At 68.4% G+C, this 13,459-nt stretch carries 13 protein-coding genes; all 13 read left to right on the top strand.

Annotation, left to right across the window (positions count from 1 at the left end; all coding sequences use genetic code 11):
* Positions 1-7: 7 nt before the first annotated feature.
* The 13 genes from ABIE45_RS22570 to ABIE45_RS22510 all read left to right on the top strand — a co-directional run bounded on the left by ABIE45_RS22570 (position 8) and on the right by ABIE45_RS22510 (position 13,377).
* Positions 8-1,393: a helicase gene (locus ABIE45_RS22570; RefSeq protein ID WP_192708229.1), complete on the top strand. Its 1,386-nt coding sequence runs from the start codon at positions 8-10 to the stop codon at positions 1,391-1,393.
* Positions 1,390-2,448, top strand: a complete 1,059-nt coding sequence (locus tag ABIE45_RS22565) for a DNA methyltransferase (RefSeq protein WP_192708230.1) — start codon at positions 1,390-1,392, stop codon at positions 2,446-2,448. Before ABIE45_RS22570 ends, ABIE45_RS22565 begins: the two co-directional genes overlap by 4 nt.
* 6 nt (positions 2,449-2,454) lie before the next feature.
* A complete protein-coding gene (locus tag ABIE45_RS22560; protein ID WP_373622538.1) occupies positions 2,455-2,946 on the top strand; it encodes a helix-turn-helix domain-containing protein in 492 nt (163 codons plus the stop codon).
* Positions 2,947-3,305: 359 nt separating this feature from the next.
* Entirely contained in the window at positions 3,306-4,013 is a 708-nt protein-coding gene (locus ABIE45_RS22555; RefSeq protein WP_192708232.1) for a hypothetical protein, read from the top strand.
* A 35-nt stretch (positions 4,014-4,048) separates the two neighbouring features.
* Positions 4,049-4,771, top strand: a complete 723-nt coding sequence (locus tag ABIE45_RS22550) for a hypothetical protein (protein WP_192708233.1) — start codon at positions 4,049-4,051, stop codon at positions 4,769-4,771.
* Between the two features lie 294 nt (positions 4,772-5,065).
* The gene (locus tag ABIE45_RS22545; protein ID WP_192708234.1) at positions 5,066-5,671 is read left to right on the top strand and encodes a hypothetical protein; all 606 of its coding nucleotides are present in this window, start codon (positions 5,066-5,068) and stop codon (positions 5,669-5,671) included.
* 204 nt (positions 5,672-5,875) lie between these two features.
* A complete protein-coding gene (locus ABIE45_RS22540) occupies positions 5,876-6,409 on the top strand; it encodes a hypothetical protein (protein WP_192708235.1) in 534 nt (177 codons plus the stop codon).
* A complete protein-coding gene (locus ABIE45_RS22535; protein WP_192708236.1) occupies positions 6,369-8,438 on the top strand; it encodes a terminase gpA endonuclease subunit in 2,070 nt (689 codons plus the stop codon). The genes ABIE45_RS22540 and ABIE45_RS22535 overlap by 41 nt, the downstream gene beginning before the upstream one ends.
* A 2-nt stretch (positions 8,439-8,440) precedes the next feature.
* Positions 8,441-8,944, top strand: coding sequence for a hypothetical protein (locus ABIE45_RS22530; RefSeq protein WP_192708237.1), 504 nt, complete (start codon positions 8,441-8,443; stop codon positions 8,942-8,944).
* Positions 8,945-8,964: 20 nt separating this feature from the next.
* Positions 8,965-9,183, top strand: coding sequence for a phage head-tail joining protein (locus ABIE45_RS22525; RefSeq protein WP_192708238.1), 219 nt, complete (start codon positions 8,965-8,967; stop codon positions 9,181-9,183).
* Positions 9,184-9,186: 3 nt separating this feature from the next.
* On the top strand, positions 9,187-10,725 hold the full coding sequence (locus ABIE45_RS22520; protein WP_192708239.1) for a phage portal protein: 1,539 nt from the start codon (positions 9,187-9,189) through the stop codon (positions 10,723-10,725).
* A 14-nt stretch (positions 10,726-10,739) separates the two neighbouring features.
* A complete protein-coding gene (locus ABIE45_RS22515) occupies positions 10,740-11,576 on the top strand; it encodes a head maturation protease, ClpP-related (protein ID WP_192708240.1) in 837 nt (278 codons plus the stop codon).
* A gap of 94 nt (positions 11,577-11,670) precedes the next feature.
* Positions 11,671-13,377 (top strand): hypothetical protein, encoded by a 1,707-nt coding sequence (locus tag ABIE45_RS22510; protein ID WP_192708241.1) that lies wholly within the window; start codon positions 11,671-11,673, stop codon positions 13,375-13,377.
* Positions 13,378-13,459: the final 82 nt, after the last annotated feature.

Genomic DNA, 13,459 nt, shown 5'->3' with positions numbered 1-13,459 from the left:
GGCAGCCATGCGCTACGACGACTTCCTTGCCGCAAAACGCCGGGTCGATCCGCTCACCGGCCTGACGGATCTGCCGGACCTGTGCCCGGCCTTGTTCCCGTTCCAAGCCGACATCGTGCGCTGGGCGCTCCGCCGCGGCCGCGCCGGCATCTTCGCCGGTACCGGTCTTGGCAAGACACTGATGGAGCTCGCCTGGGGCGATGCGATCCATCGCGCCACCGGCGGCATGGTCCTGCACCTCGCACCGCTGGCGGTCGCAGCGCAGATCGTGCGCGAGGCCGAGAAGTTCGGGATCCCCGCCCGGCAGGTGCGGACGCAGTCCGAGTGCGGCCCCGGCATCAACGTCACGAACTACCAGAAGCTGGAGCACTTCGACCTTGCCTGCTTCATCGCGGTGATCCTGGACGAATCCAGCATCCTGAAGAATGAGACAGGCCACTATCGCACGCAGCTGGTCGCGGCCTGCGCCTCGATCCCGTACCGCCTCGCCGCGACCGCGACGCCGGCCCCCAACGACTTCATGGAGCTGGGCAACCACGCCGAGTTCCTCGGCGCCATGTCCTACACGGACATGCTGTCGACGTTCTTCGTGCACGACGGCAGCGAGACTCAGAAGTGGCGCCTGAAGGGCCACGCCGAGGCCGCGTTTTGGCGGTGGCTGGCTTCGTTCTGCGTCATGCTGCGCAGCCCGTCCGATCTCGGCTACGATGACGGCGCGTACCTACTGCCTGCGCTTCGGCAGCTGCAGCACACGGTGAAGGCGGAGCATGATCCGGCCGTCACCGGTCTGCTGTTCCCGCTGGAGGCGCGCACGATGCGCGAGCGGCTGCAGGCGAGGCGTGACACCGTCGCCGAGCGCGTAGCGCTGGCCGCGTCCATTACCCCCGCCGATCAGCCGTTCGCGTGGTGGTGCAACCTGAACGCCGAGAGCGAGGCGCTCGCCCAGGCGATCCCGGGCGCGGTCGAGATTCGCGGTTCGGACAGCGAGGACGACAAGGAGCGCAAGATCCTCGACTTCGCCGAGGGTCGCATCCGCGTCCTCGTCACCAAGGCCTCGATCTGCGGTTACGGCCTCAACTTCCAGCACTGCGCCGATACCGGCTTCGTCGGGCTCAACGATAGCTGGGAGCAGATCTACCAGGCCGTCCGCCGCTTCTGGCGCTTCGGCCAGACCCGCCCTGTCACGGCGCACTTCATCGCCGCCGAGACCGAGGGCGCCGTCGTCGCGAACCTGAAGCGCAAGGAGGCCGACGCCGAGCGGATGGCCACCGCGATGGTGGCGCACATGGCCGACCTGAGCACCGCTGCCGTCCGCGGTGCCGAGCGCGATCGCCCCGTCTACGCGCCGACCAAGGCGCTCACCCTTCCCGCCTGGCTGGAGACCGCCGCATGAGCCACCTCGCCGAGATCCGCGCCGTCGAGCAAGTCGTCACGCCGGACTACGCCATCTACCACGGCGACGCCTGCGAGATGATCCAGGCTCTGCCGCCGGGCATCATTCACTACGGCATCCACTCCCCGCCGTTCGAGGGCCTCTACAAGTTCTCGCGCGACGAGCGCGACCTGTCGAATTCTGAGGGCCCGCAGTTCTGGCAGCACTACGATTTCCTGATCGGCGAGCTGCTGCGCGTCACCGTGCCGGGCCGGCTGCACTCGGTCCACGTGATGCAGCTGCCGACCAGCAAGCGGCGCGATGGCTTCATCGGCATGCGCGACTTCCGCGGCGAGGTCGTCCGGGCCTACGAGGATGCCGGCTGGCACTTCCATTCGGAGGTCTGCATCTGGAAGGATCCTGTCGGCGCGATGACGCGCACGAAATCCATCCGGCTGCTGCACAAGCAGATCGTGAAGGATTCGAGCTTGAGCGGCCAGGCCGCGGCCGACTACGTCCTCACCTTCCGCAAGCCCGGCGAGAACCCTGAGCCGATCGCTGGCCAGTTCGATCAGTTCGTCGGGACGGACCTCGACATCTCTCGCGAGGCCTACCAGCACGAGATCGACCAGCGCCGCGCCGCCTGGAAGGGTCCGGGCCCGTACAAGCCCTGGCCCTACGACCAGTGGGCGTCGATCATGGTGTGGCAGCGCTACGCCTCGCCCGTCTGGGGCGACATCGACCAGCACCGCACGCTTCAGAATCGCCGCTGGAACCCGGCCGCGAAGGATGAGCGCGACGAGCAGGACGAGCAGCACATCTCGCCGCTGCAGCTCGACGTCATCGAGCGATGCATCGATCTGTGGTCGGCGCCCGGCGATACGGTTCTGACGCCGTTCCTCGGCATCGGCAGCGAGGTCTGGGCTGCTGTAAACATGGGCCGGCGCGGCGTCGGCTTCGAGCTCAAGGACACCTACTTCGCACAGGCCGTCCGCAACCTCGCAGCGCGCCCGAAGCCGGATCGCGACCCGTCGAAGGTCGCCGACCTGTTCCCGCTGCTCGACGCGGCGGAGTAGGCCCGGGTGAGCAACGACGTCCTCAACTGGGCCAAGAAGGTCACCGTCGGCGGCCAGACTCGCAAAGCGGTGTTCCTGATCCTCGCCGATCATGCCGACGACAAGGGCCGCGCCTGGCCGGCGCAGGAGACCATCGCCGACACGCTCGAGATGAGCGTTCGCACCGTCCGCTCGGCCATCGCTGAGTTGTGCGAGGCCGGCCTGCTGACCCGGAAGAAGCGGTGGCGGCCGGACGGCACGCGGGCGACCGACATCCTCAAGTTCGACATGGATTTGGTCAACCGGCAGGAGCTGCCGGTTAAGCCCGAACAACCGGCAAATGAGCGCCGGATAACCGGCAAATCGCGCCAAACCCACCGGCAAATGGCGCCAGAGCAACCGGCAGGAGCTGCCGGGAATCCATCACTAGAGGAACCATCAGAAGGGAACCATCACAAGCAGAACAGTTCCGAGGCTACCGCCTCGGGCCGGCCGGCTGGCGGCCGCCCTGCCTGCTGACGCTTCCTGGACCGATCGCCTCTGGCTCGACGGCAAGGTCTGGCTGATGGAGTGCGGCTGCACCCCGAAGCTGGCCGGCGACGTGATCGGCCAGTGGCTGCGCCGTTTCCACGATCCCGAGCGGATCCATGGCGCCATCGCGGCCGCCAAGTCCGCCCGAACACAGAACCCGATCCCCTACGTGCTCGCCGTGCTGGACGCCCCGCAGACGCGGCCTCGCGCCTCGCCCCGGCAGCGATCCTCGGCAACCACCCGTCTCATCGAACGCATGGAGGCCCGCCATGCCCGGCAGGCAAATCGAGATCAGGAAGACGCAGCCGGCTCCCGAGGTTCGGGCCCCCTCATTGAGCACGAGGGCGATGGGCGACCTGCTGGGGCGCTTCACTAACCGGGCGGACGATCACCCGTCGCAGTTCGGGCGCAAGATCATCTCGGCTTCGCAGGCCCCGCAGGGCGCAGAGCGAGACGCGCTGGAGAGCCGCCGCCGAGAGCTTCTGGCGTCCCTCCGCGCCACTCCGGGCGAGGACCTGGAGGACGTGCTGGCCGCGATCATGGCGACCGGCGAGACCTTCGGCGCCTCGGGCGAAGAGACCGACGTGAAGGTAAAGCTGTACGCCGAGGCGCTCCGCGACATGCCTACGTGGGCGGTGGAGCGCGCCCGGGTCGCGTTCAGCCGCCCGGGGTGGAAGGCCCCCTGGAACGGGCGGGGCATTCCATCCAGCGCGGACGTGGTCGCCGAGTGCCGGGCGATCGTCCAGCCGATCGAGGCCGAGCTCTACCGCATCGGGCAGATTCTCGACGCGGAGATCGTCGAGAACAACACGACGCCGGAACAGCGGGCCGACGCCCTGGCGCGCTGGGAGCGGCAGAAGGCTGCGCTCGGCCGCAGCGCCTCAATGCCCGGCCGCACCGAGGACGAGATCGCCCGAGAGCGCACGGAGCAGCAGCGCGCCAACGCTCTGGTCCGCGACCGAGAGCAGCGCGCCAAGCGTCGCCTCCAAGCCGAGATCGATGCCGCACTTCAGTCCGGCGGCGAGCCGTTCGAGGGCGCCGAGCGCACCGCCTGAATTCAGTCGCATAACCCCACAGAGGCCGCCAGCACATGCCCAGAGGACAGCACGGCAAGGGCTACAACACCGCCCAGGCGACGCCGCAGCACAACTCGACGATCGCGATGGATGTGCCGATCGAGGAAGGCCGTCGCAACGTGGTGCCGAATTTTGGCGGGCGCCGGTCACCTGTGCGCTGGTACATCGCGACCACAGCGCCGAGCCGCGAGCTGTCGGCCGCCGCCAGCATCCGCCAAGCGACGCTCACGGGCTGTCGCGCTGGGGAGACGCCATTCCTCGCCTACGTGCCGTGCGAGTTCTTCTGGCGCCGGTCGGTGCGCTCGAATCTCCGGGTGCCACGTCGCGAGCAGCAGTTCCCGATCCTGCGCCACTACCTGTTTCTGGGCGTCATCGGTGGCCTGTGCGACGAAACCCTGGCTGTGCTCCGCGAACGCGACATCGACGGTCGCAACGTGCATGGGCTCGTTGGCATCCTTGGGTCGCCCACGAAAGGCCCGCTTCAGATCGGCCCGGTAGGCATGCGCTGGCTTCGCGAGCGCGGCCAGGAGGAGGTCGACGGGCTGACCAACCGTACACCCATCGGCGCGATCTCGTCAGGCGAGCCAGTGCGGGCCACGTCCGGTCCGTTCGCCGGCTTCCTCGGAACGTTCGTGTCCGTGGCAGAGGGCGGAGCCGTCGGCGTGATCTCGCTGAGCATGATGGGCTCGGTCTGCGACATCCGGTTGCCGATCGAGGATGTGGAACGAGCGGCTTAATGGATATGGGCTGCTTGACTTGCCATAGGCGGTCCCTATCATTCGCCCTGCACTGGCCGACGAAGAATATGCACGGGCCACGTAGCGCGACCGGATGTGAGGCCGACACAGGCCCTGCCGGATCGCTGAAGGAAAGCTATTCCCTCGACGAAGTTTCCGCATCGCCTTTCACGCATAGCCCGCGATGCCCGATCCCCGCCTCATCGCCTACGCCAACCTCTGCCACGCCGTCATGACCGCAGGCTTCGTGCTGTGGCTCGATCTGGTGGGTGAGGCCGTGACGGGGCGGCGTTGATGCCGGTTCAGTTCGACATGCGCGGCTTCGAGCGGGCGGCGTCTGGTATCGGCGCCCTGCAGGATCAGATCCCGTTCGCGCTGAGCCAGTCGCTGAACGACGGGCTGTTCGCCTCGCGCGATCACCTCATCACCCACACGTGGCCGGCCCACGTCTCGGTCCGTGACCCGAACTTCCTGCGCAACGCTCTGAGGGTGGAGCGCGCCAGCAAGACCAAGCTCAGCGGCGCCGTCACGAACGAGGGCACGCGAGCCGGCAACCGGGGACACCTGAAGCTTCACGAGGACGGCGGCACCAAGCGGCCGACCAAGTCGAAGATCGCCATCCCGGATCGCAAGGTGTTGGCTCGTCGCTCAGGCCGCGGTGTACCGAAGAGCCTCCGACCCGGCACCGCGCCCAACACCTTCCGCAAGGGCGACGTGATCTACCAGGTCACGGGCGGCAAGAAGAACCGGAAGCTGAAGCTTCTCTACACGCTGAAGCCGAGCGCTCCGATCAAGGGCGTCGTGCCGTTCCGTCCGGACTTCGACATGGTCATGCGGCGTGAGGTGGCGCGAGCCTTTCCGGATCGGATCCGCGCGGCCATGGCGTCGAGGCGCAGATAAGCGCGTAGGACGGCTCAGGAGCGCCGCCGGCTGAAGCGGGAGGGTAGCGAGGCAGGGAGGACCCATGGCCCTCCAGCCTGCCCCGGGCCTCACGAGGAGGGTGCTCAGTTCCTCGGGTCCTTCCACGGGGGTACCACCCCGGAGGTAACGCGCGAGGCTCGGGCCTTTCCCAGCGATGAAACAGCGTAAGGGGGCGTCAGCAGCATGGCGACGGTAGGCCAAGCGGCAGCCCATGTGTTCCTCGCAGAGCGGAATTTCTACGAGCTGCTCGACCGCGGCGTCGTCGAGCGGCAACCCGCCGGTGAGTACGACCTCGACATCGTCCGCGAGGAGGTGATCCGGCAGCTACGTGCTGCGGCTTCCGGCCGAGAGAAGAAGCCGGGCGCGCTGGATGGCGAGTTCGAGAAGGCCCGCAAGGACAAGGAACTGGCGGATCGTACCGCGCTCCAGAATGCGGTGACGCGCGGCGAGCTCGTCGCGATCGAGGAAGTCGGAAAGCAGGTCGAGCGCGAGTACGCCGTTGTGCGCGAGCGCCTGTTGGGCATCGCCGGCAAGCTCGGCTCGGACCTGACGCCGAAGCAGGTCGCGCGCATCGAGGCCGAGATCCGCGACGCCCTGGAAGAGTTGCATGACCCAGGCGACATCGCACGACGGATCCCTCAGCCTGAGGACGAGGCTGGCGAGGGCGAGGACGAGTTTGAGGCCGCCGCCCCGGCTCGACCTGGTCGAGTGGGCTGACACCTACCGGCGCGTCTCGGCGAAGAACTCGGCCACGCCTGGCCGGTGGCGCACGGCGGTCCAGCCTGCGGCGCTCGGGCCGATGCGGGCAGTCACGGACCCGGAAACGCACATCGTCACGGTGGTGGCCGCGACCCAGGTGCTCAAGTCCGAGCTCCTGATGAACACGGCCTTCTACTTCATCCACCTCGACCCCTCGCCGATCCTGTTCGTGCAGCCGTCGCAGAAGGCGGCCGAGAGCTTCTCGAAGGAACGCTTCCAGCCGACGGTCGCCGAGACCCCGGTGCTGCGGGAGCTGATCAAGGCGCCGAAGGCCCGCGGCTCCGAGAACACGATTACGCACAAGGATTACCCGGGCGGCTCGCTCGACTTCGTCGGATCGGAATCGCCGACCGATCTCGCCTCTCGCCCGAAGCGGGTGATCCTCTGTGACGAGATCAACAAGTACCCGCCGAGCGCCGGCAAGGAGGGCGACCCCCTCCTGCTCGCTGAGGAACGAGCCTCGACCTACAAGGACGTGCGCCGGCACAAGTTCGTGCGGGTCTGCTCGCCCACCGTGAAGGACGCCTGCCGGATCACCGGCGAGTACGAGAAGAGCGACCGGCGCCAGTGCTTCGTCGCCTGCCCGCACTGCGAGCACGAGCAGACGCTGGCCTGGTCGCAGGTGCGCTGGCTGAAGGTGCTAGCGGACGGAACCGAGACCTTCGACCCGCCGCCCAACGCCGAGGTGGTCTACCACCGCGCGGAATCGGCGGTGATCACCTGCAAGGCCTGCGGCGAGCCGTGGACCGAGACCGAGCGGCGCGAGGCGCTGCGCGCGCTGGAGCATCGAACCGACGCGGGCTGGCGCCAGACGGCGCGGTTCACCTGCTGCGGCGAGGAGCAGACCCCGGAGATTTGGGACGACGAGGGCCGCTCGCTCTGCGCGCATTGCGAGCAGCGCTCACCCTTCGACGGCCACGCCGGCTTCCACGTCTCGAAGCTGCTCTCGGCCCGGCACCGCCTGGCCGACGTGGTGCGCGAGTTCAAGGACGCCGGACGCGATCCGGAGAAGCTGCGGAAGTGGACGAACACCGGCCTCGCCGAGACCTGGGAGCATCAGGCCGGCGAGGGCATGGACGGCTCGCACCTGATCAATCGGGCTGAGCCCTACGGACCGGACGATCTTCCCGACGCGGTGCGCGTCATCACCGGGTTCTGCGACGTGCAGGGCGACCGCCTCGAGGTACAGCTGGTCGGCTGGGGGCAGGACGAGGAGGCTTGGCCCTTCCTCTACGAGGTTATCAGCCTCGACCCGGCCGAGCCGCAGGCTTGGCGCGAACTCGATGCGCTCCGGGCGCGGGTGTTCACCACGACGGCAGGCCGGAAGCTGCGCATCGCGGCGTTCGGCGTCGACGTCGGCGGCCTCAACCACGCGGCTCAGGCGGTCGCCTACTGCCGGCGCCGGCGCGGGCAGCGGGTGTTCGCCACGATCGGCCGCGGCGGGAAGTATCCGATCTGGCCGATGCGCTCTTCGCGCTCGAAGGCCAACGACAAGATCTGGCTGATGGGCGTGGATGCGGCGAAGGACGCGATCTACGCCCGCCTGAAGATCGAGCCGCTCGCCCATCCCGAGGACGGCTCGGCGCCGAAGCCGCACCCGGGCCTGATCCATTTCCCGATGGCGGACGGATTCGGGCCCGACTACTTCGCCCAGCTGACCGCGGAGCGTCGCGAGGTCCGCCGCCGGCTCGGCCAGCAGGTCGTGGTCTGGATCACTCCCAAGGGCAAACGCAACGAGGCGCTCGACACCTTCGTCGGCTGCCTCGCGGTCCGGAAGGCGCTGCCGCAGCGGATCGAGCGCGGTCTTGAGTACGGGGTTGGTGGTCCGGTCGAACAGCCCGAGGCACCGCCGCCGACGAACGTCCCGCCGGCGCACGTGGTCGAGGCCACGCGAGCCGCACCCGAACAACGACGACCCGAGCAACCGCAGACCCGACGACCCGCGCAGATGCCGCGGCGGTCCGGCTGGCTGTCACCGAGGAGATGACCATGACCACGTCCAAGGCTGACTTCCAGGCGCTCGCCGACAAGGGCGCTGGCTCGCTCATCAAGGTGGGCAGCGTGTGGAGCTACCCCGGCGCGCCGGTGGACACCTCCGGCACCAACCTGCAGCTGCCCGTCGAGTTCGTCTCGGATGCCGACGTGCAGGAGGCGCTGCGCGACGGCACCCTCGTCGCCGCGGTGAATGATCCCTACGGCAATGTCAGCGCCGTTCGGATCGCCCAGGAAGGCGTGACCGTCGTCCCGGCCGGTCTCACCGGCACCGCCGAGATGGGCACCGAGCTGCCGCCGGGCTCGCGCCCCGAGCATGATGCCGGGCGCCGGGTCGTGACACAGGCCGAGGCCGAGCAGCAGACCATCGCCGGGCTGCCGGGCGAAGGCTCGGAGATCCAGGGCCGTCAGGCTGCCGAGGATCCGAACCGCACCGACGGCCTGACCGGCTCGTTCGGCAAGGAGAAGACCCAGGATTCCGGCGCGCGCCGGGGCCGCTGATCTCGGTCCCGAGAGCGGCCATGGCGCTCGACGCCGCCCAGACGCAGATCCTGACCGCGCGGCTCGCCTCGATCGAGACCGCGATCGCGTCGGGCGTCACGCGCGCCTCGTATGAGGGCAAGTCGACCGAGTTCCGGTCGCTGGCCGAGATGCGCTCGGTGCGGGACGAACTGCGTCGCCAGCTCGGGCTGGCCAGCCGCGGCCGCCGCACGGTCGCGGGTTTCCGGTCCGGATTCTGAGCCGTGCAGCAGACGAACCTGATCGACCGGGTCATCGGCTACGTGGCGCCGCAGCGCGCCGAGAAGCGGATCGCTGCCCGCCAGCGCATTCAGCGGATGGCGACGGCGCGTAACCTCTACGACGCCGCCACGCTCGGCCGCCGCGCCAATGGCTGGCGCCGGATCTCCACCGACGCCAATGCCGAGAACCGCTACGCCCTGCGCCTGCTGCGCGACGCGGCGCGGGACATGGTCCGGAACAACGCCTTCGCGTTCCGGGCGAAGTCGACGATCAAGCACAACGTCGTCGGCGCCGGCATCCTGCCGCAGGTCAAGGCGGCTCGGCCCGAGCGCAAGCAGCAGATCACCGATTTGCTGAAGCTGCACTTCGACACGACGGACATCGACGCAGACGGCCGGACCAACCTCTACGGGCTCCAGGCCATGGTGATGGCCACCGTCGTCGAGGCGGGCGAATGCCTGATCCGGAAGCGGGTGCGGCGGACGACCGACGGCTACGCGCTGCCGTTTCAGCTTCAGGTCCTCGAGCCCGACTTCCTCGACACCAACTTCGACGGGCCGCTCGCGAACGGCAACACCTGCATTCAGGGGATCGAGTTCGATCTCCGCGGCAAGCGCGTGGCCTACTACCTCTACGACCAGCACCCGGGCGCGGTGTTTGGCGGCGCGGTGAGCCTGCCCCGCGGTCGGCGCGTCTCGGCCGACTTTGTCGCGCATGTCTACCGCGTCGACCGGCCCGGCCAGGTCCGCGGCGTCTCGTGGTTCGCGCCCGTCATGGTGCGGATGCGCGACTTCGCCGACTACACCGACGCGCAGCTGATGCGCCAGAAAATCGCCGCCTGCTTCGCGGCTTTCATCACCACAGATCAAGACTTTGACGCGGCAGGCGAGATCGGTGGAGACGGCTCGATCACCGGGAACGACGGCGCAAGCCCATACCCGGTCGAGAGCTTCGAGCCGGGCATGATCGAGCGACTGGGGCCCGGCGAGGGAGTCGTTTCCCCGGCAGTCCCGACCACGCAGGATTTTGCGCCCTACTGCTCGACGACCCTGCACGAGATCGCGGCTGGCCTGAACATCCCTTACGAGTCGCTCACCGTCGACCTGAGCGAGGTCAGCTTCATCAGCGGCCGCCTCGGCCGGATCGAGTTCCACACGTCGGTCGACGATTGGCGCTGGAACATGCTGATCCCGCAGATGATGGGACCTCTCGCCGCCTGGACCCTTGAGGCGGCTGCGGTCGCCACAGGTTCGAGCGAGCCGTTCACCCTCGGCTGGACGCCGCCCCGGTGGGAGATGCTGGATCCGGCGGCCGAAGTCGCGGCCTCCAGCGCTGCCATCCGTAACGGTCTGACGTGGCGCAGCGAGGAGCTGCGCAAGAACGGCATCGATCCGGACGATTGGCTCGCCGGCATGATCGCCGACAACGCCCTGGTCGACGCCCACGGCATCGTCCTCGATTCGGATCCGCGGACCACGACCCTGCGCGGTGCCCAGCAGAAGTCCGACAACGCGAAGCTGCCGGACGCGCTCGCCCCCTGAACACGGATCATCGCATGACCAAGCCACGCAGGCCCGTGAAGGGCGCCGGCGCGCGCGCCGACATGCAGGGCACGCGCTCGCTCGTGATGAACGGCGAGATCATGCTCTACGGCGTCGTCGACAGCTACCTGGATCCCTACGATCCGGTTGGCGCCATCGTGCGCTCGCTCGACGTCATGGGCTCGATCATCGAGCTCGCCGACCAGCCTCGGCTCAGCGTGCGGATCAACTCCCCGGGCGGCAACGTCATGGAGGGCCTGTCGATCTTCAACGCCCTGCGCAACGCGGGCAAGCCGATCGACGTGCACATCGACGCCATGGCCGCCTCGATCGCCTCGGTGATCGCGATGGCCGGCGACACGATCACGATCGCCGACACCGGCACGATCATGATCCACAACCCCTGGGACGTGGCCATCGGCGACGCCGAGGACATGCGCCAGCGGGCCGACGAGATCGACCGGCTGAAGGCGATCGTCGTCGACATCTACGCCAAGCGCACCGGGCTCGACCCGGCCGAGATCGACGCGATGATGACCGCCGAGACCTTCATGTCGGCGGACGATGCGGTCGCGCGCGGATTCGCCGACGAGGTCGAGCAGGGCTTGGCCATCGCCGCCTGCGCGCGGCTCACCCGAGAGGATCTGGGGCGTCTCAACGCTCCGGTGTCGGCCCGCGCGGCGCGAGAATCGACGGTTGCTGCATCGGCTCCAACGATGAAGGCCGCGGCAACTCGTGTTGCTGATGAGCCCGCAGGGGACGCGCAGTCGCAAGGTGCGATCGCTCGCGTCGCGGATGCTGTGAGGGCGCGCATGCGTATGCGTGCCCGCGCCGCCGACATCTCGAACTGAGGCGCAAGCGCACCTCATCGGAATGCCTTCCTGTGCTCGTCCGGGGCCGCAGGAAAAAGGCTGTTCGCCCCGGGCCAACCCACGGAAGATCAACATGACCCGCTCGTCTCGCGCGGTCGCCCGCCTGTCGGTTGGCGCCGTGACCATTCTGTTGGCCGGCGCAATGCTTGCCACCTTCGTACCCGAAGCTTTCGCAGCCGCTCTGCCCGTAAAGGCGCATGTGGCTGCTCATGGCTACTCGCTCCACGACTTCTTCGTGCAGGCTTCGCCAGTCCTTGTCTCGCTGCGGGCGACGGCCACCGACCTGGGTCAGCGCGCAGCTGCGAAGTTGGCGGAGGTCAACGACAAGCTCGATGCTGACGCCCTGCGCCGCATCGACGAAGAGCACGCTGAGTTGGTCAGGCAGCTGACTTCGACCCGCGCGCAGATCGCGGCACTGGAGAAGCCGCCGGCGGCCTCGCTGCTGGATGAGAATGCCATCCGCGAGTCGGTCATGGCCGACGAGCGGGCTCGTACCTCCGGCATTCTTGCCCAAGCGCGCTCGGCCAGGATCCCTGCCGACGATGCCTTCGTGCAGAATCTTCTCGCCAACGGCCGGCCGCTGGCCGAGGCACGTAACGATTTGATGGACGAATGGTCACGTCGTCAGAGCTCTCGGCAGGATAATCCGGGGGGCGGCGAGATCCCCTCCGGCATCGAAGTGCAGCGTGACGCCGTTGATCGCTGGGCCGAGGGTGCCGAGCGCGGCCTGATGATCCGCACCGGCCTCGCCCGCGCCGAGGACAAGGATCGCGGCAACGAGTTCGTCGGCCTGACCCTGGCCGAGCTCGCCCGCTCCTCGCTGACGGTTCGCAACATGAAGTCCGGCGGCGAGAACCGCATGGCCATGGTCGGCCGTGCCTTCACCGTCCGCAACAGCGGGCCCGGCTTCAACTCGACCTCGGACTTCCCGAGCATCCTCCAGAACGTCGCCTACCGTGCCGTGCTGAAGGGCTACCAAGAAGTCGACGAGACCTTCCCGCTCTGGACCGGCAAGGGCACGGCCTCGGACTTCCGCCCGATCTCCCGCGTCGACATGGGCTTATTCCCGTCGCTTGGGAAGGTCGAGGAGGGCGCCGAGTACACCTACGCCACCATGGGCGACACCGGCACGGTGGTGCAGGTCGCGACCTACGGTAAGCTCTTCGCCATCACCCGGCAGGCGATCATCAACGACGACCTGCAGTTCTTCCAGCGGGTGCCGGAGCGGATGGGTCGCGCCGCCAAGCGCACGATCGGCAACCTCGTCTACGCGGTGCTGAACGGCAACCCGACCATGCAGGACGGCGTCGCGCTCTTCAACGCGGCGCATGGCAACCTCGCGACGGTGGCAGGCGCCCCGAACGTCGCCAATCTCGCGGCGGCCATGGCGGCCATGCAGGTCCAAACCGACACCAGCGGCATCGGCACCGGCGGCGGCGTCATGCCGAAATACGTGCTGACCCCGCCCGCCCTGTGGATGCCGACCAAGGTGGCGATCACCTCGGCGAACTACCCGGGCGATCCGGCCTCCGTGGCCAACCCGATACGGGACATGTTCACCCCGATCTCCGACAGCCGCCTGACCGGCACTGCCTGGTACATGGCCGCGGATCCGAACCAGCAGGACACGATCGAGGTCACCTACCTCGACGGCGTCGAGGAGCCCTTCCTCGACCAGAAGGACGGCTGGACCGTCGACGGCACCGAGATGAAGGTCCGGATCGACGCGGGCGTGAAGGCGCTCCACTGGCGCGGCCTCTACCGCAACGTCGGCGCCTGATCGCCGCGCGGCCGGCCACGATAGCCGGTCGCATCCTCACCCATCCCTGATCTCTCGGTCCGCGCGGGCGCGTCCCGCCGGC

Source organism: Methylobacterium sp. OAE515, from assembly GCF_041806315.1.
Classification (GTDB): domain Bacteria; phylum Pseudomonadota; class Alphaproteobacteria; order Rhizobiales; family Beijerinckiaceae; genus Methylobacterium; species Methylobacterium tardum.
This window is presented reverse-complemented; position numbering and strand designations above follow the sequence as displayed.